The 20,563-nt window shown below is 56.2% G+C and carries 18 protein-coding genes, 1 tRNA gene and 1 pseudogene; 10 read left to right on the top strand and 10 right to left on the bottom strand.

Annotated features, from left to right (window positions below; all coding sequences use genetic code 11):
• The first annotated feature begins 15 nt into the window (after positions 1-15).
• From BOSE62_RS16325 to BOSE62_RS16315, 3 genes are read left to right on the top strand one after another with little or no spacing between them, the layout of a single operon-like run.
• Positions 16-1,428 carry a spinster family MFS transporter gene (locus BOSE62_RS16325; RefSeq protein ID WP_159647774.1) on the top strand — a complete coding sequence of 471 codons (1,413 nt, stop codon included), beginning with the start codon at positions 16-18 and terminating at the stop codon, positions 1,426-1,428.
• 15 nt (positions 1,429-1,443) lie between these two features.
• On the top strand, positions 1,444-2,859 hold the full coding sequence (locus BOSE62_RS16320; RefSeq protein WP_159647773.1) for an aldehyde dehydrogenase family protein: 1,416 nt from the start codon (positions 1,444-1,446) through the stop codon (positions 2,857-2,859).
• Positions 2,860-2,885: 26 nt separating this feature from the next.
• Positions 2,886-4,643: an N-acyl-D-amino-acid deacylase family protein gene (locus BOSE62_RS16315; RefSeq protein WP_159647772.1), complete on the top strand. Its 1,758-nt coding sequence runs from the start codon at positions 2,886-2,888 to the stop codon at positions 4,641-4,643.
• 5 nt (positions 4,644-4,648) lie between these two features.
• On the opposite strand, the gene BOSE62_RS16310 is transcribed toward BOSE62_RS16315, so the two are convergent.
• Positions 4,649-5,914 carry a CaiB/BaiF CoA transferase family protein gene (locus BOSE62_RS16310; protein ID WP_201295696.1) on the bottom strand — a complete coding sequence of 422 codons (1,266 nt, stop codon included), beginning with the start codon at positions 5,912-5,914 and terminating at the stop codon, positions 4,649-4,651.
• Complete coding sequence (locus BOSE62_RS16305; protein WP_159647771.1) at positions 5,881-7,308, bottom strand: aldehyde dehydrogenase family protein; 1,428 nt, start codon at positions 7,306-7,308, stop codon at positions 5,881-5,883. The genes BOSE62_RS16310 and BOSE62_RS16305 overlap by 34 nt, the downstream gene beginning before the upstream one ends.
• Positions 7,309-7,498: 190 nt before the next feature.
• On the opposite strand from BOSE62_RS16305, the gene BOSE62_RS16300 reads away from it, so the two are divergent.
• Entirely contained in the window at positions 7,499-7,684 is a 186-nt protein-coding gene (locus tag BOSE62_RS16300; protein WP_159647770.1) for a hypothetical protein, read from the top strand.
• Positions 7,685-7,696: 12 nt separating this feature from the next.
• On the opposite strand, the pseudogene BOSE62_RS16295 reads toward BOSE62_RS16300, so the two are convergent.
• A pseudogene (locus BOSE62_RS16295) lies at positions 7,697-8,094 on the bottom strand (integrase core domain-containing protein); the annotation flags it as partial.
• 261 nt (positions 8,095-8,355) lie between these two features.
• Between BOSE62_RS16295 and BOSE62_RS16290 the strand changes: the two are divergent.
• Complete coding sequence (locus BOSE62_RS16290; protein ID WP_159648106.1) at positions 8,356-9,363, top strand: recombinase family protein; 1,008 nt, start codon at positions 8,356-8,358, stop codon at positions 9,361-9,363.
• Positions 9,364-10,011: 648 nt separating this feature from the next.
• Here the strand turns inward: BOSE62_RS16290 and BOSE62_RS16285 are convergent.
• Positions 10,012-10,086: transfer RNA gene (locus BOSE62_RS16285), tRNA-Thr, on the bottom strand.
• Positions 10,087-10,217: 131 nt separating this feature from the next.
• Here BOSE62_RS16285 and BOSE62_RS16280 point away from each other — a divergent pair.
• Positions 10,218-10,364, top strand: coding sequence for a hypothetical protein (locus BOSE62_RS16280; protein ID WP_201295695.1), 147 nt, complete (start codon positions 10,218-10,220; stop codon positions 10,362-10,364).
• Between the two features lie 15 nt (positions 10,365-10,379).
• On the opposite strand, the gene BOSE62_RS16275 is transcribed toward BOSE62_RS16280, so the two are convergent.
• The 3 genes from BOSE62_RS16275 to BOSE62_RS16265 are packed head-to-tail and all read right to left on the bottom strand — an operon-like array spanning position 10,380 to position 13,133.
• Positions 10,380-10,871: an acyl-CoA thioesterase gene (locus BOSE62_RS16275; protein WP_159647769.1), complete on the bottom strand. Its 492-nt coding sequence runs from the start codon at positions 10,869-10,871 to the stop codon at positions 10,380-10,382.
• Positions 10,872-10,904: 33 nt separating this feature from the next.
• Positions 10,905-11,291, bottom strand: coding sequence for a VOC family protein (locus tag BOSE62_RS16270; RefSeq protein WP_159647768.1), 387 nt, complete (start codon positions 11,289-11,291; stop codon positions 10,905-10,907).
• 60 nt (positions 11,292-11,351) lie between these two features.
• A complete protein-coding gene (locus tag BOSE62_RS16265) occupies positions 11,352-13,133 on the bottom strand; it encodes an aminopeptidase P family protein (protein ID WP_159648105.1) in 1,782 nt (593 codons plus the stop codon).
• Between the two features lie 190 nt (positions 13,134-13,323).
• Here BOSE62_RS16265 and BOSE62_RS16260 point away from each other — a divergent pair, with 190 nt between their 5' ends.
• Positions 13,324-15,390: a S9 family peptidase gene (locus BOSE62_RS16260; protein ID WP_159648104.1), complete on the top strand. Its 2,067-nt coding sequence runs from the start codon at positions 13,324-13,326 to the stop codon at positions 15,388-15,390.
• Positions 15,390-15,794 (top strand): acyl-CoA thioesterase, encoded by a 405-nt coding sequence (locus BOSE62_RS16255; protein ID WP_159648103.1) that lies wholly within the window; start codon positions 15,390-15,392, stop codon positions 15,792-15,794. The genes BOSE62_RS16260 and BOSE62_RS16255 overlap by 1 nt, the downstream gene beginning before the upstream one ends.
• On the opposite strand, the gene BOSE62_RS16250 is transcribed toward BOSE62_RS16255, so the two are convergent.
• Genes BOSE62_RS16250 through hemC form a run of 3 tightly spaced genes read right to left on the bottom strand, consistent with a single transcriptional unit; the run spans position 15,791 to position 18,441 of the window.
• The gene (locus tag BOSE62_RS16250; RefSeq protein WP_201295694.1) at positions 15,791-16,759 is read right to left on the bottom strand and encodes a mitofilin family membrane protein; all 969 of its coding nucleotides are present in this window, start codon (positions 16,757-16,759) and stop codon (positions 15,791-15,793) included. The two genes, BOSE62_RS16255 and BOSE62_RS16250, sit on opposite strands and share 4 nt — an antisense overlap.
• Positions 16,760-16,804: 45 nt before the next feature.
• On the bottom strand, positions 16,805-17,491 hold the full coding sequence (locus tag BOSE62_RS16245; protein WP_159647767.1) for a uroporphyrinogen-III synthase: 687 nt from the start codon (positions 17,489-17,491) through the stop codon (positions 16,805-16,807).
• On the bottom strand, positions 17,488-18,441 hold the full coding sequence (hemC, locus tag BOSE62_RS16240) for a hydroxymethylbilane synthase (protein WP_159647766.1): 954 nt from the start codon (positions 18,439-18,441) through the stop codon (positions 17,488-17,490). Before hemC ends, BOSE62_RS16245 begins: the two co-directional genes overlap by 4 nt.
• 44 nt (positions 18,442-18,485) lie before the next feature.
• Between hemC and tsaD the strand changes: the two genes are divergently transcribed.
• Positions 18,486-19,520, top strand: a complete 1,035-nt coding sequence (gene tsaD / locus BOSE62_RS16235; protein WP_159647765.1) for a tRNA (adenosine(37)-N6)-threonylcarbamoyltransferase complex transferase subunit TsaD — start codon at positions 18,486-18,488, stop codon at positions 19,518-19,520.
• Positions 19,517-20,512, top strand: coding sequence for an NAD(P)H-dependent glycerol-3-phosphate dehydrogenase (locus BOSE62_RS16230; RefSeq protein WP_159647764.1), 996 nt, complete (start codon positions 19,517-19,519; stop codon positions 20,510-20,512). Before tsaD ends, BOSE62_RS16230 begins: the two co-directional genes overlap by 4 nt.
• Positions 20,513-20,563 lie beyond the last annotated feature (51 nt).

Raw genomic sequence — 20,563 nt, 5'->3', positions numbered from 1 at the left:
ATCGGAAAATCGAATATGAAATTCCATCAGCAAAATCCCAGTGATACAAGAACGGGTTGCAGTTCACCAGCAGCATCAAGCCTTCCCAACAAAGTCATCCCCCCAATCTCATCCCTTCCAGCCGAGACACTCGATATCGCGAAAAACAAACGCCCTAATTATGTGCTGACAGTCCTTTTTCTGGTAACGATGCTCAACTTTGTTGACCGGCAAATGATCTCGATTCTGGCCGAGGCGATCAAGCGGGATATGGGTCTCAGCGATAGCCAGATCGGTTTGATGACGGGATTGTCATTTGCACTTTTCTACACAACACTGGCTATACCCGTGGCAGCACTTGCTGACCGTTGGAACCGGAGCCGGATCATTGCAATTGCCATATCGATCTGGTCGTTCATGACTATATTGTGCGGCGTGGCTGTCAACTTCGTGCAATTGTTTGTGGCAAGAATTGGTGTTGGGGTCGGAGAAGCGGGATCATCACCAGCCTCCCATTCACTGATTGCAGATCTTTTTCCTCCCGAACGGCGCGCAGGCGCACTCGGAATTCTGGGCATGTCGGTACCGATTGGCTCGTTCATTGCCTATACCGGCGGTGGATGGATGGTGGAAAACATCGGCTGGCGCATGGCTTTCGTCATTGCCGGAATACCGGGACTTTTCATTGCCGCGCTGATGTGGTTTACCGTACCAGACCCTAGGGGAAAGCCGCGCCTAGCGGACGCTTTCAAGCCGAAGGAGAGCGAGACTAGCCTGCGCACGGCGATTTCAGAACTGTCCAGAAAACCAGCCTATTGGCATCTGGTTGGTGCCGGCATCATCATTTCGTTCGTGTCCTATGGCCTCGCTAGTTTTTATGCTGGGCTGTTCGTCCGCGTGCACGGCATTGGCTATACGGAACTGGGATGGAAGCTCGGGGTCATGGTCGCAATATCCGGAAGCGGCGGAGCTTGGATAGGCGGTAAGGTCGGCGATTATTTGAACGTCAGAATGCCCGCAGGATCCTTGCTTGCCAGCGCCGTTATCCTCCTCGCAGCTACGCCTGGAATGTATTTTGCAATCTATGCCCCATCGGCCAATATCGCTTTTCTGCTGCTCGCAATCCCCACCTTTGCTTTCACCTTCAATTACGGCCCCAATTTTTCCACTATCCAACTGCTTGCCAGCGATCAGACACGGGCATTAGCGATGGCCATCTGGCTGCTCTTCGCAGGCTTGTTCGGTTTGGGCCTAGGCCCGGTTTTTGTGGGTGTCGTATCGGATATTTTTTCAGGCGGGGCGGCGGAGGTAGAAGCAAGTTCTTTGCAGAAAGCCTTGGCAATATTGGCGCTGTTCAACATCTGGGGCGCGTTTCACTTCTGGCGTGCGCAAATCCGAATGAAAGCGACTCTGACCAAAAGTGATCCGGATAGACCTTTCCAACGATGAAATTACCCATGGAGAATGACTGTGAATGACGATTATGCAATGACGATCGACGGCAAGGCGGTGCTATCTGAGAAGGTGATAAAAGTCATTAATCCGGCCAATGGCAAAATATTTGCCGAAGCGCCTGACTGTTCCGCCGAACAACTGGATGAAGCCGTCACCGCCGCTCAATCTGCTTTCAGGAACTGGCGCGATACGCCGATTAAGGAGCGCCAGGCAATGGTTCGCAAGGCGGGTGATCTGTTGATCGAACACGCCGCGGAACTTAGCCGCTTGTTTACCCGCGAACAGGGACGGCCTGTTGATGCGGCCGCAATGGAGATCCAAGGTGCAGGCACTTGGATGCATGCCGTGGCGGAAATGACCCCGCCGGTGCACGTCTCGGCGGATACGGAAACAGAGTTTGTCGAGACACGCTATGTTCCATTGGGCGTTATTTGCGCTATTGCGCCATGGAATTTTCCGGTTAATCTCGCGATGTGGAAAGTTGCGCCCGCTCTTGTAGCAGGGAACACGATGGTTTTGAAACCATCGCCATTTACGCCCCTGTGCACATTGAAAATCGGACAGTTGCTCAACGGAATATTCCCCCCCGGCGTTTTCAACGTCATCTCTGGTGGTGATGATTTGGGGCCAATGATGACATCGCATCCCGGCTTTGCGAAAATATCATTCACGGGCTCGACTGCCACCGGAAAGCGAGTGATGCAATCCGCGTCAAAAGGGCTAAAAAGGCTCACATTGGAACTCGGCGGGAACGATGCAGCGATTGTCATGCCGGACGTTGATCTGGATGAGGTGGCAGCGAAAATTTTCTTTGGCGCATTTTTTAACACATCACAAATCTGTGTTGCGACAAAGCGGCTCTATGTGCACGAGATAATCTATGAAGATTTGCGCGACCGGCTCGCCGCCATTGCTGAGGCCACAAGGGTAGGTGATGGCACAGAACAGGGAACTGCGCTCGGACCGATCCAGAATCAACGGCAGTATGAGCGGGTACTTGATTTGATGAAAGACGCCCGCGACACCGAGCTCACGATGATTCAGGGGTCGGCAGTCCCGAAAAATGGTGGCTATTTCATTCCAATCACGATTGTCGATAATCCACCTGAAGACTCCAGGGTAGTGCAGGAAGAAGCCTTCGGACCGATTTTGCCGATGCTGAAATTCTCTGATATTGATGACGTCATCGAACGCGCCAACAACAGCGACTATGGTCTTGCTGGGGCGATATGGTCAAAAGACACCGACAAGGCGATGGAGATCGCTCGGCGTATTGAGACGGGTACTGTCTGGATCAACCAGAACCTTATGTTGCGCCCCGACACAGCCTTTGGCGGACATAAACAAAGCGGCTTTGGCGTTGAAAACGGCATGGATGGGCTGCTGGAATATATGGCGCCGCAAGCCGTTTATCTCGCGCGCTAATCGACTATCTAGACAGGATCCACACTATGTATGATGTAATTATTCGCGGCGGCAAAATAGTCGACGGTCTAGGCGGCGCTCCGTATATCGGCGACATTGCCATTACCGGTGGAACGATATCCGCCGTTGGCCCTTCGGTAAAAGGCGAAGCCAAACGCACGATTGATGCCGAAGGCGCTATGGTCACCCCCGGCTGGGTCGACGTTCACACCCATTATGACGGGCAGGTAAGCTGGGACGATGAACTTGCTCCGTCTTCCCACAACGGTACGACAACCGTCGTCATGGGCAATTGCGGCGTTGGCTTTGCTCCGGTCAGACCCGGGGAAGAACAGGCGCTGATCGAGCTCATGGAGGGCGTCGAGGACATTCCCGGCACGGCACTTTACGAGGGCATAGAATGGGGCAAATGGGAAAGTTTTGGCGATTACATGGATTATATCGGATCGCGGGAATATGCGATTGATGTCGGCGCCCAGATTGCCCATGGCGCCGTCCGATACTATGCCATGGGCGAACGCGGCCGAACAAACGAAGATGCCACGCCCGAGGAAATTAACAATATAGCGACGCTGGTCGAAGAGGCTATCGATGCAGGTGCCGTCGGTTTCTCGACTTCCCGCACCATCGGGCATCGTTCTCTTTGGGGAGAGCCGGTTCCGGGAACATTTGCCGCTGACGAGGAATTGCTGGAGATCGCGCGCCGGATGAAAAAGCTTGGCAAGGGCGTGATTGAAGCCATTCCCGCCGGAGCGGTTGGTGAACTGGCCATGCTGGGCGGCGAGCGCAATGCGCCTGAAGAAGAGCTTGAGTTACTGAGACGATGTTCCGAGGAAAGTGGTCGACCGGTAACATTCACGCTGGTTGAGACTCGCGATTATTATCCGGACCTATGGCGCCACCTGCTGGAAAAAACTCATCAGGCTAATGCCGCAGGCGCGCAATTGTTTCCCCAGGTGCCATCCCGGATTATCGGTTATTTGCATGGGCTGAGTTCCTATCACGCCTTCATGCGCGCGCCGACATATATGGAGAAAATGGCGAAGTTGCCGATTGCCGAACGGGCCAAAGCCATGCGGGATCCAGAGATGAAACGGATCATCATGTCTGAAAAGGCCGTGCCTCATGAAGCTCCAGGGTCGATGGAACATGTTGCGGGTCTGTTTCGGCAAAATGCCGACATATTATATCCGATGGCCAATCCTATCGATCTGGAGGCTGGTCCAGAATCTTCGATCGGTCATCTTGCAAAAGCGGTAAATAAGGAACCGCTAGAATATCTGTACGATTATATGGTCGAAGGCGACGGCACTCAATTTGCATCTTTCAGTCGCGCGAACCTGCCCGAAAGCCTTGACGTGATTGGCGAAATGCTGACACATCCCGATACGGTCACGGGTCTTAGCGATGCCGGCGCTCATGTGACACTGATTTGCGATGCGACGATGCCGTCGACCCAACTCAGTTACTGGTCAAGAGACCGCAAAAAAGGGAATACAATTCCGGTTGAATATCTGGTTCACAAGCAAACCGCCCGCAATGCTGCGCTCTATGGATTTAATGATCGCGGGTCGCTGGAGGTGGGCAAGCGCGCAGATATCAACGTGATTGATTATCAAAATCTGTCGGTTGCCCCGCCCGTGGCGCACCATGACCTGCCCGCAGGCGGTACGCGATTGATGCAGCCGATAACCGGCTATAAGGCGACATTTTGCAACGGCGTAATGATCCGCGAGAATGACCAGGATACGGGAGAGCGCCCCGGAAGACTGGTACGCAGCTAGGCGCGCTATATTGCTCCTGCCTCGGCGAGCGCGTCGATCTCGCTCGCCGAGTAGCCAAGTTCCAGCAATATCGTCTGGCTATGCTCGCCAACATCGGGAACAGCTCCCATATCTGGTTCCATTCCATCCAGTCCGCCGGGTGGCCTTAGCGCCGGGATCAAACCGGCTGACGTTGAAACTTCTCGCCAGCGGTCGCGTGCCTTTAACTGAGCGTGCTCCCAAAGCCCTGCCATATCGTTCATCCGTGCATTGGCGATACCCGCTTCATCCAGCATGTTAATCAGATCATCGGAATCTATCCCCGAAAAAACTTCGACAATAATCTCTGTCAAATCGTCCTTATGTTCGAGGCGCAGACTATTCCCTTTGAAACGGGAGTCCTCCAGCAGATCTTTGCGGCTGAGAATTTCTTCACAAAAAACCGCCCATTCCCGCTCATTCTGAAGTCCGATAAAAACACTTTTGCTATCGCGAGCAGGGAATGCTCCATAGGGGAATATCGTGGCGTGGGAGGACCCCGCACGCGGCGGTGGAGGAGCACCCTGATAGGCATAATACATGGGATAGGACATCCATTCCGCCATCGCTTCAAGCATGGATATATCTATATGGCTGCCCCTGCCGGTTTTTCCACGCTGGATAATTGCAGTCAGGATATTGGTGTAGGCATACATTCCCGCTGCAATATCAGCGATGGAAATGCCCGCCTTGGCGGTCTCCCCTTCTGTCCCGGTGATCGACAAGAAGCCCGATTCAGACTGAATGAGTAGGTCGTATGCCTTGCGCATCTTGTCGGGGCCGTCATTTCCGTATCCGGAAATATCGCAAACGATAAGCTGTGGATATTGGGCGTGGAGCGATTCAAAAGACAGCCCGAGCCGAGCTGCAGCGCCAGGCGCCAAATTCTGCAAAAGAACGTCGGATTTTTCCAGCAGTCTGTGCAGAATATTGTCTGCCTCGGGATGTTTGATATTCAGCGCCAAACTCTCTTTCGATCTGTTCGTCCAGACGAAATGAGAAGCAAGTCCGTCGACCCGCGTATCATATCCTCGCGCAAAATCCCCGATCTCTGGTCGTTCTACCTTGATAACCCGCGCACCAAGCTCTGCAAGCTGACGCGACGCAAATGGTGCCGCGATAGCATGTTCAAAGGCCAGAATGGTAATTCCTTCGAGAGGCTGCATTATCCGTTCTCCAAAAAAACCTGCTGGTCTGCCCTTGGCATAACGATATCGCATCACAACTTGATATTGATGCTTTTGATCTGACAATAATGGTGGAGCGCTTCAATGCCCTTCTCGCGCCCGTAACCACTTTTCTTGAAGCCTCCGAATGGAAGAAGAACACAAGGGTCATAGTGGTTTACTGTAATATAGCCGGCATCAATAGATGCCGCCACGCGATGGGCCTTGCGCAAATTCTCTGTCCACAAGCCTGCTGCCAGACCATAGTCGCTATCATTTGCGATCTCGATTGCATCTTCCTCGGTATCGAACGGGATAATACCAAGTACCGGACCAAATATTTCTTCCCGTGCAATCCGCATTGTGGGCGTGACACCGGAATAAATCGTAACCGGTATATAGGCACCGTCCCCCCAATCCTTTTCGCCCATATCCGCGCCGCCACATTCCAGCCGCGCGCCATCCTTTTCGGCAATCGCAAAAAACCCCTGTATGCGGCGAAACTGGTCTTCGGTCGTAATTGCACCCACGTCTGCATCATCACTCGAACCAATCTTCAGTTTTCTTGCTGCTACGACGATTTTTTTGACGACCTCATCGTAGATTGGGCGGGCTACCAGCAGCCTTGAACCTGCACTACAAATCTGGCCAGCATTGCTGGTAAAAGCCGCTAGCGAGCCCTTGATGGCGAGATCGATATCGGCATCTTCAAAAATGATATTGGCTGACTTCCCTCCCAGTTCGAGGGTTAATGGGATGATCCTGTCGGCTGCGATATGGCCAATTTCCTGACCGGTGCGGACGCTTCCCGTAAAGGTGACCTTACTGATATCGGGATGAGAAACCAATGCTTTTCCGCATTCGGCCCCGGTGCCCAAAACCACGTTCAGAACGCCGGGGGGCAATCCGCATTCCACAGCGATTTTAGCGAGTTCAACGGCCGTACCGGATGTATATTCCGAAGGCTTACAAGTCACCACGTTGCCAGCCGCCAACGCCGGCGCGATACCGCGGGCGCTCTGGTTCAGAGGAACATTCCAAGGGGTCACCACCCCAATCGCGCCATAGGGTACACGCATGGTGAAGGCATGATAGCCCGAACCATTATTGATCACTGCCCCCATATCCAGCGTGGTCAAGCCGCCATAAAATTCAAAATATTGCGCGGCCGCTTCCACCTCTATCGGTCCCTGCTTCGGTACCTTTCCCGCTTGCTCTGCATCGAGTTTGCCGAGCATATCGGCAGATTCTCTGATCTTGCGCCCGATATCAATCAATATCCGTCCGCGCCGCAAAGGTTCCACGTCTCGCCATTCGGCAAATGCCTCCAGATTGGAACGTATTGACCTGTCAACCGTTTCCGCGTCGCCCAGTGCGATCTCGGCTACAGCGCGACGGGAGTGCGGACAGTTGCTTACAAAGATACTCGCCTTCGGGTCGGCAAACGGTTTCCCATGAATGAAATGCGTAAATTTTTTCATCTTCTTCCCGATAGAGCAAAATAACAGATGGATGTTCTTTCCGGGTCTCAAATGAATTACAACTGCCAATAGTATGATTATTCAGGGTGAGCGTTTCTGTTCTAGTCGGATTTAAATTCACAATCCAGAACCGGTGAATATTGCATGGGCATCTTGGCCGCAGTCGCGCAGATCAACAGCAAGGATCTCAATGTTCAGGAAATCGAAATCAAGCCGCCGCAACGATGAAATTCTGGTAAAGATCGCCAATACGGTCGTTTATCATACGAATATGTTGGTCCGCGATGCTGGAGAAGCGATTTTTCCTTCTGCTGCAGTTTTAGGTCACGGGGGCTCCGGTGTCGTCTTCGAAGTCGGGATGACCTGCCCCCAGTAGGTGGTTCAGTGCTCAAGTTAGAGCACGGCGGTTAAAGCCATCCATCTGGACTGACCGGAGCGCAGCGTCGGGCAGTTCAGTTGGACAAGGCAAGATTGTTTGTGGTGCGGGTGGTTTACCGCCCAATGAGCTGTACGGTCTCACGGTATTGTAATGCTGTCTCCAGCATTCGATCACGATAATTGCCTCCTTTAGACTGTAGAAGTTTCTCCGTTCAGCAGCTCATCGCGGAGTTTGCCGTTGAAGCTCTCGTTATAGCCATTCTCCCATAGGCTACCCGGTTCGATGTAAAGTGTTTTGACACCGATCCGGCCCAACCAGTCGCGCACAGCGTGGGCGGTAAACTCAGCGCCGTTGTCTGATCTGATATGCGCTGGCGGCCCGTACCGGGTGAACAACTCGGTGAGAACAGCTGTCCGTCGTCAGATAAATTGAGACAGATGTGTCATTCACTTTGTTGAGTGTTTGGCACCATCTGGTTGATATTAAGCTGCCAGCTTGCTGTGAAGCAAGCGGCGTTTTTTAAAAGTCTGTTGTTTGTTCAGCACTAGCTTTGGAATTTTTCTGTTTTGGTCTCATCTTCGTTCCTTGCGTCACTACGATGATACCAAAACACTCACATGTTAATGAACCGCAATCTGTCTATCGAACGCTGACGGGGGACACCGCAGCTGGTCGATGAGCTTGCGGCCGATGGTTATCGGACAAAGCCGCGCCTGTACAAAGGCGAACGGATTGTCGGGAACATTCCGTTCCGGGCCGGTTCGCTGACAAAACTGCTGCACAACCCGGTCTATATCGGAAAGGTCAGGCACAAGGACACCATCTATGATGGCGAGCATGAAGCTATCATAGATCAGGCGCTGTTCGATGAGGTGCAAAAAACCTTTGCGTCCAATCGCCGCGACAATGCCCTCGGCAAGAAATCTGAGAACCCAAGTCTGTTGACCGGCCTCATCACCGATCCAGAGGGCCGACCCATGTCACCAACGCAGGCTCGCAAAGGAGCGAGGCTCTACCGCTATTATACAACCCGCCTAGAACCAGGAGAAAAGAAAAACTCGGTCTGGAGGATGCCGTGCGGAGAAATCGAACGACTGGTGATCAATGCGATTGCGGACCATCTCCGCTCCTTGGAATCAAACGGCGGCGAAACCGCAGCCGACCTTTCCAAGCAAATCGACGATCAATCAGATATGGCGGATGCCTTGCCTGATATGTGCATAACCAAGCAGCGCGAGATATTGCTTAACTATCAAACCAAAGTTCAGATCAAAGAAGCTGCGATAGAAATAGTCTTCAAACCATCTGATAACACTGACCCCGTATCCGTAACCGTAAATGCAGAACTCGTTAGCAGAGGCTCGGATGTGAAGTTAGCTATTGCTCCAAGCGATGGAATTTCAAAACGAGATCCTGACCCGATACTGCTGCGATTGGTCGCGCATGCATTTGCGGCACGTGATTTCTTGGTTGATGGAACACCATCTCCAATGATCGCAGAATACAGTAAGGCTCATCTTCAGAAATTGACCAGGCTCAGTTATCTGGCGCCCGATATCATTTCGGCCATCATTGATGGATCGCAACCGGAAAATCTCACGGGGCGCAGAATATTGCGTATGGGCAATGTGCCGCTTTGCTGGAAGGCTCAACGCGCCATGCTAGGGTTCAACTAAGCCCTTAATTCATCACAATCTGAAAGTGCATCCCGTGCCAGCGTTTTGGGCCATCGAGATCAATGGCTATTTTGCGCCGGTATCACGGGTGCCAAATGGTCTCTGTGGATAGGAGCAGCGAAGCACCTAGCCGTAACCGCCTGATATATAGACACTAATTTCGCACTCAGAGCCGTATCCTAGAGATACTGAAATCTGGGAAAAATGGTGGTGCACCATGAAGGAAACAAACTGTCAGCATCGCCTCGGTAACCCACTGTATTTACGGGATTTAATTGGGAGCAGCGCTTCCGAGAGACCAATTTTTGAAATAATAGCCGAAGGAGCTCAGCACAAGAAGGCAGAGAACCAAAAAAAGAACTCTGGATTCGAACCGAATTGTATGGCTTGCGTGGCGTGGCAATGATCGGAAAAATCAGGGGAGAAGCCTCCCCGAAAATGATCTCTACGCCAAATCCATCCATCTGCATCTGGACTCCAATATTTGGGCCATAGAGATAATCCGTGATAACTCAGTATATCCGCGGCTTCCAGAGCGTCTCTGGCACCGCAGCCGTTGCACCAACGGCGCGTAACCCCCGGACATTGCGGGACTATATTAGAGGGCAGCCCTGAGGCTAAGTAATTGATATAAAAGAATAAAAATGGTGGTGCTGCTAGAGAGAATTGAACTCTCGACCTCGTCATTACCAATGACGCGCTCTACCACTGAGCTACAGCAGCCGGACCATTTTGAGGTGTCGGCGCCAGCCGCCCGACCGGGCGGTTTCGACCGAACCGACGCGCTAAGACCAAATGCGTGCGATCTTGTCAAGCGGAGTTGCGTTTTTCCCCGGATAATGCAATCAGAAGCCATGCCAAAACCCCAGCCGAAATCCGAAAAAAAGCGCAAGGAAGCGGAGAAAGCCGAGCGATTGGCAGCACAGCTGCGCGCCAATCTGCGTCTCCGCAAGGCCCAGGCAAAACAGATGGGGCCAGACGAGGTTGAAACCAAAGCCTAGCCCGGGAATCGCAAACTAGGCGTTCATCACCGTCCGTTCCGGCTTGATGAGCTCGAAATCATTGACCGCGTCGATAAATTTCGTGGCGACCGGCACCACCTCGCCGGTAGCCGGATCAAACCAGACATAGGTCAGCTTCACCACATTGATCAGTTCGTCGGCGCGCAGCAGATGGACGAGTAGCGAATAGCTGGTGCGGCCGAATCGGGTGATTCGCACCGCTATGTCGAGAAGGTCATCGGCCATTGCCGACGCGCGATAATCGACATCGGCGTGACGCACCCAGTTATCACCGCCGAAATGCCGCGTGAAACTGCCAAGCATATCACGCTCGTCCTGCGGTCTGTCCGCAGCCACCAGCGCGCGCATATATTCGGTCATGCCGACATCCGCGAAAGCAAGATAATGGGCGTTGAAAACGATGCCCTGTAAATCGCATTCGGCATAGCGCACGCGAATCGGTGTGATCAGGCGAAAGCCGTCGCGGAGGTTTTTTGGTTCAGTCATGGCGCTGGCTCTTTCCCCAGCGCCGTCTGGCTGTCAACCGGCTTTGGCTGCGGTCATGCAAAAGGCGTTGAGCTTGTTGCCGTCGGGATCACGGAAATAACCGGCGTAGAAGCCCTCGTCGCCGCGCGGCCCCGGCGCGCCCTCGTCGCTACCGCCATTGGCGAGCGCGATATCGTGGAGCCGCTGCACCTGCTCTATGTCCTTTACTTCCAGCGCAACCATCACGCCATTGCCAACGCTGGCGGACTGTCCGTCAAAGGGTATGGTCGCGGCAATTCCGGGCGCACCGCCCATTTCGCCCCAGGCGATGAACTGGTCGGTATCCATCATCCGCCCGAAACCCATTTCGCCGGCGAGCGCATCATAGAATTGCGCCGCCTTCTCCAGATCATTGGTGCCCAATGTTACATAGCCGATCATAATCTTCCCTCCTCGTACAAGAGAGAACATTACGGGAACATACCGGTCGAGTCAACCGGCTCAGAGCGGAGCCGTCTGTGCCTCCAACCACTCCAGCGCCTCACCATCCAGCTGCGGCGCGATCACCGCACGGACCTTGGCATGATAGCCATCAACCCACTGGCGCTGGTTTTGCGAGAGCCTGTCGACCTCGATCAGCTTCCGCTCGAGCGGCGCAAAGGTCAGCGTCTCGAAGCCGAGCATCACCTGTTCACCGCCTTCAATCTCCCGTTCCTCGACGAGGAGAAGATTCTCGATGCGGATACCAAATTCGCCAGCCTTGTAATAGCCCGGCTCGTTGGACAGGATCATGCCCGGCTGCAGCGCTTCGCTCAGACCGCCTGCGCCGGATATCCGCTGCGGTCCTTCGTGTACCGATAGATAGCTGCCGACGCCGTGACCGGTACCATGGCCATAGTCCACGCCATCGGCCCAGAGATATTGGCGGGCCAATATGTCGAGCTGCCCGCCGGTCGTTCCCTTGGTGATCACCGCCTGATCGAGAGCGATATGGCCCTGCAGCACCTGGGTATAACGCTTGCGCATTTCCGCGGTCGGCTCGCCGACAGCAACCACGCGGGTGACATCGGTGGTGCCGTCGAGATATTGCCCGCCGCTGTCGACCAGGTAGAGGGAGTTCATTTCGATCGGCTGATTGGTTTCCTCGTTCACGCTATAATGCGGCAGCGCGCCGTGGTCGCCAGCGGCAGAAATCGTGTTGAACGAGAGATCCTTCAACTCGGAATTTTCTTCGCGAAACTGGCGCAACCGGGCGGCGGCCGACAATTCGTCCAGTCCGCCCTTGGGAGCCTCGTTCGCCATCCAGTGCAGGAATTTGGTCAGCGCTGCGCCATCGCGCTTCTGCGCCGCCTTGTGGCCGGCAATTTCGGATTCATTCTTGATCGCCTTGGCGAGAATGGTCGGATCGCGATCCTTGACGATTTTCGCTCCGGCATTGTCGAGCGCCTCGAAAATGGCGGCAACGGAACGCTCGGGATCAACCGCAACGGTTTGGCCGGCCATGTCCGACAGGGCGTCGGCCAGTTCGTCATAGTCGCGAATCTCGACCTGATTGCCAAGATGATCGCGCACTACGTCGGTCAGCTTTTCCGGCGCAACAAACAGGGTCGCTGTTTCGTCTGCGCGCACGATTGCATAGGCCAGAGGCACCGGCGTATTGGCGATATCCTTGCCGCGAATGTTGAAGAACCAGGCGACCGAATCCAGCGCCGCGATGACGGTGGCATCATAGCCCTTGTCCTTAAGCCATGTCGCGACATCCCGCCGCTTGTCGCGCGCTGATTTTCCGGCATATTGATCGCTATGCACCGTGAGCTTCTCTGGAGACCGCGGCGGCTGATCTTCCCAGACCGCGTCGACGGGGTTGTGCTGCACTGCGACCAGTTCCGCACCCGACTTGGTCAACGCCTTGCTGGCCGTTTCCGCCCATTCGCGGGTGTGCAGCCAGCTGTCATAGCCAATTCTGGAGCCTTGCGGCGCATTGACAGCCAGCCACTCGTGCGGCTTCTGGTCCGCTATATTGACATATCCGTAAAGCTTCCCGTCGACCTGGTCGCGGACCTGCACGACATAGCGCCCGTCAATAAACATCGCGGCCTTGTCTTTCAGCACGATCGCAGTGCCGGCAGAGCCGCCAAAGCCGGTGAGCCATGCCAGCCGCTGCGCATATTCGCCGACATATTCGCTCATATGCTCGTCACAGATCGGCACGACAAAGCCGTCGAGACCGTCTTTTTGCATTTGTTCCCGCAACGCCTTGAGGCGGGCTTCGTAGGTAGACATCAACACCGGCTGTGAAACTCCTTGAATTAGATGCTTGCCAAACACATAGGTATTCTAGACGTTTTCCGCCACCCAATTCCCCGAAAGAGGCGTCATGAAACAGATATTCTTCTCACTGATGGCAATCACCATTTTGGTCCCAGCCCTTTCACCGGCTGCTGCCATCGCTCAAACGGAAACAGAAAAGACCATGACCGAAAAAATGGAAAAACCTCCGACCGCCGATCGGCGGCCCTACAGCTACCAACGCCACGGCTACACAGTGAGCGACCCTTATCACTGGCTGAAAGACCAAGGCTATCCCACTGTCGATGATGAAGATGTGCTCGATTATCTAAAAGCGGAAAACCGCTGGTTCGAACAGAATATGGAAGACCGGAAAGAGCTGACCAAATCCCTGTTCGCCGAAATGAAGGCGCGGATCAGGGAAGACGACAGTTCGGTGCCACAAAAGGACGGCGACTGGCTCTACTGGAGCAAGTTCGAAGAAGGTATGCAATATCGCCAGCACTGGCGCAAAGCGGTTTCGGGCGACGAAAATCAGCTGATGCTGGACGAGAATGTTCTGGCCGAAGGCAAGGAATATTTCCGGCTGGGCGCGGCATCGGTATCCCCCGACGGCCGTCTGCTGGCTTATTCCTATGATGATAATGGGTCCGAGCGGTTCGAGGCGCGGATCAAGGACCTGGCGAGCGGCGAATTACTGCCCGACATCATTCCCGGCACCCTGTCGAGTCTGGTCTGGTCCGCCGACTCCAAAATGCTGCTCTACGGCCTCGCCAATGAACAATGGCGCACCGACAACGCGCGGCTGCATGTTCTGGGCACCGACATTGCCGACGATGTCGAGCTTTATCACGAGGATGACGAGGGCTTTCGCGTCGGCATCGGCCTCACCCATTCGGAAAAATATATCGTGATCTCCACCGGTGATCACGAAACCAGCGAAGTGCGGCTGCTGCCAACGGACAATCCGCTGGCCGACCCCATTCTGGTGTCCGCACGGAAGACCAGTCGCGAATATGAGGTCGAGGAGCATGACGATACGCTCTATATCCTGACCAATGACGAGCATGTGAATTTCCGGCTGGCGACGGCACCGGTCGCCGATCCCGACAATTGGACGACCCTGATTGACGGTTCGGACGAATTTTATCTGACCGACGTCTCTACCTTCAAGGACTTCTATGTCACCGAGGGCCGCGAAAACGGCCTCGATCAGGTCGAAATTCGGTCCTATGACGATCCCGCCAAGGTCCAGCGCATCGCCTTCCCCGAGGCAAGCTACAGCGCCGGGCTCGACGACAATCCGGAATATGAAGTCTCCAAGCTGCGGCTCAGCTATGATTCGATGGTCACGCCAGCCACCGTCTTTGACTATCACCTTAGCGACCAGTCGCTCGAAACGCTCAAGGTACAGGAAATCCCGTCGGGCTATGATGCCAGCCAATACGTCACCGAGCGGCTGATGATCGAAGTACGCGACGGTACGATGGTGCCCGTGTCGCTGGTCTATCACAACGAGACCAGACTCGACGGCAGCGCGCCGCTTCACCTCTATTCCTACGGTGCCTATGGCTATGCTGTGCCGCCAAGCTTCTCCACCACGCGGCTCAGTCTGGTTGATCGCGGCTTTGTCTATGCGATTGCCCATATCCGCGGTGGTGATGACCTGGGCCGGAACTGGTATCTGGACGGCAAGCTGACCAAGCGGACCAATACTTTTAACGATTTCGTCGATGTCGCCAAGGGACTGATTGCACAGGGCTATAGCAGCGAAGGCCGGATCACCGCATCAGGCGGCTCTGCCGGCGGCGAGCTGATGGGAGCGATCGTCAACAGCGATCCCGAACTATGGGGCGCGGTGGTCGCGCATGTGCCCTTTGTCGATGTGCTCAACACCATGCAGGACGAGAGTCTGCCGCTGACCCCCGGTGAATGGCCGGAATGGGGCAACCCGATAACCGACAAGGCAGCGTTTGAATATATCCGCAGCTATTCGCCCTATGACAATGTGACGGCGCAGGCCTATCCGCCGATGCTGATCACCGGCGGACTCAATGATCCGCGCGTGACCTATTGGGAACCGGCAAAATGGACCGCCAGGCTGCGCGCCACCAAGACCGACGATAATATGCTGTTGCTGAAGACCAATATGGGCGCTGGCCACGGCGGCAAATCCGGACGCTGGAATGCACTGGAGGAAACCGCCGAGGAATTCGCCTTCATCCTGTGGCAAATGGGGGTGGCCGAGTGATACCACCGGAAACGGCCTTTACCCTCTCGATCACCGCTCAATGCGAAGACATAGACGAACTGGGTCATGTCAATAATGCGGTGTGGGTGCGCTGGATTCAGGATATGGCGACAGCCCATTGGAACGCCGTCGCCCCGAAAGACGCGATCGATCAATATATCTGGGTCGTGACCCGGCACGAAATCGACTATCGCGGCAATGTCGGGGCCGGCGACACGGTCACCGGACATACGTGGATTTCCGACCCGCCCAGGGGTGCGCGCTTCTGGCGCAATGTCTGCTTCACGGGCCCGGATGACAAGATCAAGGTGATCGCAAAAACCAACTGGGCGATTATTGACAGGGACAAGGGCCGGGCGGTCCGCGTCCCCAATGCGCTCGCAGATCTATTCCTGAATGACTAGGGTGCCGGTATCGGCGCGGCCGGCGCCAGCGGAGAAGGCTGGTCGACCTTTTCCCCTTCCGCGGTGCGCAATTGCTGCGGCTCCAAGATCGCGGCGGTTTCGATGACGTCGAGCGCCCGGCGTGCTTCATTATACCGGCGCGCCTTTTCCATCCATTCTGCCGCATCTTCATCATCCTGAACGCCGGCCAGTTTCTCTATTTCCGCAATAGCCGCATCGACATTTCCGGTTTCGACATAGCGTTTCGCCCGGGTCAGTCGTTGTTGCGGCGCCGGCGAGGGGGTGCCTTCACGACGGATCACGAACAGTTCCGACAATTCCCGCTGGAAATCGGCCCAGAAGCCTGCACCGCTCGAGCCGGTCATCAGCGTGGGACCGAGTTCGTCCAGCCCAGCAGACAATTCTTCCAGTGTCACCGGCTGACGGGAGGCGTTGACAATCGTCGTCACCGCCTTGGGCTGGGCGTCGCCGAAACGCAGCCGCAGCTGCGGATCGATATAGCCGAGCGGCGATCCGCGATCCAGCGCCCGCCGAGCGGCAAAAGCGATCAGCAGACCCTCGGCCCGGGCCGCATTGCCGGACGCAGCCTGGGCCTGCACATTGATCCGCGACAAACGGTCTTCCAGATCGGCAACGCGGACAGCGAGCGCACGCTCCAGGTCGGGGGTCAGGGTTGCTGCAGGACTGGCCTCTGCGGTCTGTGCCGGCGCCGGTAGGACGCTGCCATCGGCGTCAATGCGATTGGCCAGCGCGGTCGCCGGATCGGCAACAGCCTGTGCGCCATCTCCATCGACAACCGTCGCAGCTTCAGTGTCGGATTCGCTGTCGAACGGATTATAGCGGGACAATATCCATCCGGTCAAAATCACCCCGCCGATAAAGGCAACCACCATCAAAATCAGGACATTACGCGTCAAATTGCTCTTGCCAGCAGATGGCGAAAGCCTTTCATAATCGCGACTCATTCCGGCGTTCCTTCCCGGCCCGGCCTCAATGCGAACCAAATATTTTTATCCACTTTGGCATAGTCCGGTCGCCAGAGACAGTAAAGACTCGTCATCCGGACGGTCCGCGATCTGCAGGCTTTTCCATCCTCTTCCTGCTGCGTCGGCAACTTTTTCGGAGAAGGCCAGTAAATGATGCTGGTCAGGCGTTATGCGCAGTCTTTCGAGTTCCGCAACGAGATGCCTTGCCGCCCGCGCCGAGTGCAGAAGCACCGCCGCTTCCTGTTTCAGGCAGGCGACAGCTTTCTCTCCCAATGCGATGGCCCGCGAGCGATATATCGGAACGACTGTCATCTCCCGCTCGCCCGGATTGAGCGCGCTATGCTGTTCGCCGGCCAGCCACAATATGCGGCGGTAACAGTCTGCCTGCAGATCATCCAGCAACTGCTGCCCACTGGATCTGCCGGTTTCCACAACATGAAATCCGGCATCCCCCGCAGCCCGGGCGGTCGCTTGTCCAACGGCCAGAACCGGAAGCGTTCTAAAGGATTTCAAGCGGGCTCCTGCATGGGCCACGGCATTGGCACTGGTCAGCAGCAAGCCGTCAAAATTCTCCGGCAGCGGAGCGGTCCATGCAATCGGTTCAACGTTGAATAGCGGATCCACAACTGTTCGCAGCCCCAGATCCTTCGCTCGCCGTTCGGTCTGCCGCGCGCCGTCCAGCGGCCGGAGGATCAGCAGCGGCAGCGTCATCGGCCAAATATGGCCTTGAGCTCCGCGCTTGCCTGACCCAGCAGCTTGTCGGCCAATATGGCGGGAGCAGAAACATCTCCGGTATCGAAAGTGGATGATCCTTCGACATGCTCCGATCCATCGGGCAGCAAAATTTCTGCGCGCAGATGAATGGTTGACCCGTCTATCGTCGCCAGCGCCGCCACCGGGCTGTGACAATCTGCGGTCAGTTGTTTCAGAAACATGCGTTCGGCGATGACGGCACGAAATGTATTGGTCGAAGAGATCGCGTGCATCAGCTTTCGGACATGCGGGTCACTGGATCGGGCCTCGATGCCGATCGCACCCTGTGCCGGTGCCGGCAGCATGATTTCGTCAGAAATTTCATGGCCCAGATCATCCATATCAAGGCGCTTCAGACCGGCGGCCGCGAGCAGAGTCGCGTCATATTCGCCCTTATCGATTTTCTGCAGCCGGGATTGCACGTTGCCACGGATCAGACGGATATCCAGATCGGGCCGCTGCCGCAAAAGCTGCGCCTTGCGGCGCGGGGATGCGGTGCCGACGATAGCGCATTCGGCCAGCGCATCGATCGAATCCGCTCCAACCAGCCGGTCATGGATATCGGCCCGTTCCAGCATCGCGGCGAGGATGAATTCCTCTGGACGGATGGTTTCCACATCCTTCATGCTGTGCACCGCACAGTCGATTTCACCGTTGCCAAGCGCGTGATCCAGCTCCTTGGTCCACAAGGCTTTGCCACCCACATCGGCGAGCGCGCGATCCTGAATTCTGTCGCCTGTAGCAATCATCGGCACCAGCTCGACCTGATCCGATCGCCAGCCATGGGTGGAACGCAGCGCATTGGCCGTCATTTCCGCCTGCGCCATCGCCAGCGGGGATTGGCGCGTACCGATACGCAAGGGGCGATCCAGACCGGCGAGAATTTCTTTTTTGGCGTGTTCACTCATGATAGCGCTTGTCCTAATGGCTTGAGCGCCTAAGTAAAAGCGTCATGAGCCTGATCTTGGGAATTGAATCGAGCTGCGATGAAACGGCAGCCGCGCTAGTGACGTCTGATCGCGAGATTCTGGCGCACAAACTGGCCGGCCAGGAGGCCGAACACGCCCCCTATGGCGGCGTGGTTCCCGAGATCGCCGCGCGCGCCCATGCCGAAATTCTGACACCGCTGATTGCCGCAGCACTCGACGAAGCAGGAAAGTCTCTGGATGACGTCGATGCCATTGCCGCGACCGCCGGCCCCGGTCTGATCGGCGGGGTAATGGTCGGCCTGGTCACCGGCAAGGCACTGGCGATGGCGGCAGACAAGCCACTAATTGCCGTCAACCATCTGGAAGGCCATGCGCTTTCCCCGCGTCTGGTCAACCCGAATCTCGGCTTCCCCTATTTGTTGATGCTGGTGTCCGGCGGCCATTGCCAGATTTTACGAGTCGAAGGACCGGGGGAATATCGCCGACTGGCGACGACAATCGACGATGCGGCCGGTGAAGCATTTGACAAGACCGCCAAGATACTCGGTCTCGGCTACCCGGGCGGTCCAAAGGTGCAGGCGCTTGCCGAACAGGGCGATGCCCAAGCGGTGCCGCTGCCCCGCCCCCTGCTCAAGTCAAAAGAGCCGCATTTCTCCTTCGCCGGACTAAAAAGCGCGGTGGTCCGCGCATACCAAAACGGGGCCTACCGGCCGGAAGATATTGCCGCGTCCTTCCAGCAGGCGGTGGTCGATTGCCTGCGCGACCGGCTGGAGAAGGCCATTGGCGATCACGGCCGCTGCGCCAATCTCGTGGTCGCAGGCGGAGTCGGCGCCAATACTCCGATCCGATCCATGCTCGAACGGGTCGCGGGGAAGCATGACATGGTCTTCACCGCGCCGCCCCAGTGGCTGTGCACCGACAATGCCGCGATGATCGCCTGGGCCGGTGCCGAGCGCTTTGCTGCCGGCCTGACCGATTCCCTCGATTTCGTCGCGAGGCCACGCTGGCCGCTGGACCCTAAGGCAGAAAAAGCGCGCGGAGCGGGAGTGAAGGCATGAATGTTATAACCACCAGAATAGGCGTCATCGGCGCGGGCGCATGGGGCACGGCCCTGGCGCAGGTCCTGTCGGAAGATCAGGACGAACTCCTGCTATGGGCCCGCGAGCCTGAAGTTGTCGACCAGATCAACCACACCCACGAGAATAAATCCTTTCTGGCGGGCCATCGGCTCCGCGACAATATCCGCGCAACGCAGGATTTAGGCACAATGGCGGCCTGCGATGTGCTGCTGCTGGTCACGCCGGCACAACATCTGCGCACCACATTGCAGGCGCTACCCGATTCCGGTGCCGCGCTGATCCTGTGCTGCAAGGGGATCGAGGCAAGCAGCCGCTTGCTGTTAAGCGAAGTTGCCAAGATCGTGCGACCGGACAACGACCTCGCTGTCTTGTCCGGTCCGACCTTCGCCCATGAAGTGGCGCAAGGCCTGCCGACCGCCCTGACGCTGGCCTGCGAAAGCGAAGCGCTCTGGGAGCGGCTCAAACCACTGATCGCCAAGTCGCGTTTCCGGCCTTATTATTCCGACGATGTCGTCGGCGCGGAAATCGGCGGCGCGGTCAAGAATGTGCTGGCGATTGGCTGCGGCGTGGTCGACGGGGCGGGGCTGGGGCAAAATGCCCGCGCCTCCCTGATCAGTCGCGGCTTTGCCGAAATGCTCCGCTATGGGGCAGCGCGCGGCGCCCGGGCGGACACGCTTGCCGGGCTTTGCGGCCTTGGCGATCTGGTGCTCACCTGTTCCTCGACCAGTTCGCGCAATTTCTCGCTCGGCCGTGGGCTGGGAGAGGGCCAGTCAGCCGAATCGCTTCTGTCGGACCGGACAACGGTTGCCGAAGGAGCTTCCACGGCCCCGGTCCTCCAGCAGGACGCAAGAGCACGCCAGGTCGATATGCCGATCGTCGACGCCGTCTGCGCCCTGCTTGCCGGCAAGGCCGATGTTCAGTCTGTAGTCACCCAGCTCATGAAAAGGCCGCTGGTTTCCGAACGCAGATAGACCGGCGAGCCATGATGATGACAAAATACCGAAACTGCTATAGACAGTCTG

Origin of the sequence: Sphingorhabdus sp. 109, from assembly GCF_902506555.1 — a bacterium.
Classification (GTDB): Bacteria; Pseudomonadota; Alphaproteobacteria; order Sphingomonadales; family Sphingomonadaceae; genus Parasphingorhabdus.
This window is presented reverse-complemented; position numbering and strand designations above follow the sequence as displayed.

Excerpts from the sequence above, each read along its gene's own strand:
- BOSE62_RS16270 (WP_159647768.1), bottom strand. The coding sequence starts at position 11,291 with ATGATCGGCTATGTAACATTGGGCACCAATGATCTGGAGAAGGCGGCG.
- BOSE62_RS16305 (WP_159647771.1), bottom strand. The coding sequence starts at position 7,308 with ATGAAAAAATTTACGCATTTCATTCATGGGAAACCGTTTGCCGACCCG.
- BOSE62_RS16280 (WP_201295695.1), top strand. The coding sequence starts at position 10,218 with ATGCCAAAACCCCAGCCGAAATCCGAAAAAAAGCGCAAGGAAGCGGAG.
- BOSE62_RS16275 (WP_159647769.1), bottom strand. The coding sequence starts at position 10,871 with ATGACTGAACCAAAAAACCTCCGCGACGGCTTTCGCCTGATCACACCG.
- BOSE62_RS16260 (WP_159648104.1), top strand. The coding sequence starts at position 13,324 with ATGACCGAAAAAATGGAAAAACCTCCGACCGCCGATCGGCGGCCCTAC.
- BOSE62_RS16230 (WP_159647764.1), top strand. The coding sequence starts at position 19,517 with ATGAATGTTATAACCACCAGAATAGGCGTCATCGGCGCGGGCGCATGG.
- BOSE62_RS16320 (WP_159647773.1), top strand. The coding sequence starts at position 1,444 with ATGACTGTGAATGACGATTATGCAATGACGATCGACGGCAAGGCGGTG.
- BOSE62_RS16315 (WP_159647772.1), top strand. The coding sequence starts at position 2,886 with ATGTATGATGTAATTATTCGCGGCGGCAAAATAGTCGACGGTCTAGGC.
- BOSE62_RS16300 (WP_159647770.1), top strand. The coding sequence starts at position 7,499 with ATGTTCAGGAAATCGAAATCAAGCCGCCGCAACGATGAAATTCTGGTA.
- BOSE62_RS16250 (WP_201295694.1), bottom strand. The coding sequence starts at position 16,759 with ATGAGTCGCGATTATGAAAGGCTTTCGCCATCTGCTGGCAAGAGCAAT.
- BOSE62_RS16245 (WP_159647767.1), bottom strand. The coding sequence starts at position 17,491 with ATGACGCTGCCGCTGCTGATCCTCCGGCCGCTGGACGGCGCGCGGCAG.
- tsaD (WP_159647765.1), top strand. The coding sequence starts at position 18,486 with ATGAGCCTGATCTTGGGAATTGAATCGAGCTGCGATGAAACGGCAGCC.
- hemC (WP_159647766.1), bottom strand. The coding sequence starts at position 18,441 with ATGAGTGAACACGCCAAAAAAGAAATTCTCGCCGGTCTGGATCGCCCC.
- BOSE62_RS16265 (WP_159648105.1), bottom strand. The coding sequence starts at position 13,133 with ATGTCTACCTACGAAGCCCGCCTCAAGGCGTTGCGGGAACAAATGCAA.
- BOSE62_RS16325 (WP_159647774.1), top strand. The coding sequence starts at position 16 with ATGAAATTCCATCAGCAAAATCCCAGTGATACAAGAACGGGTTGCAGT.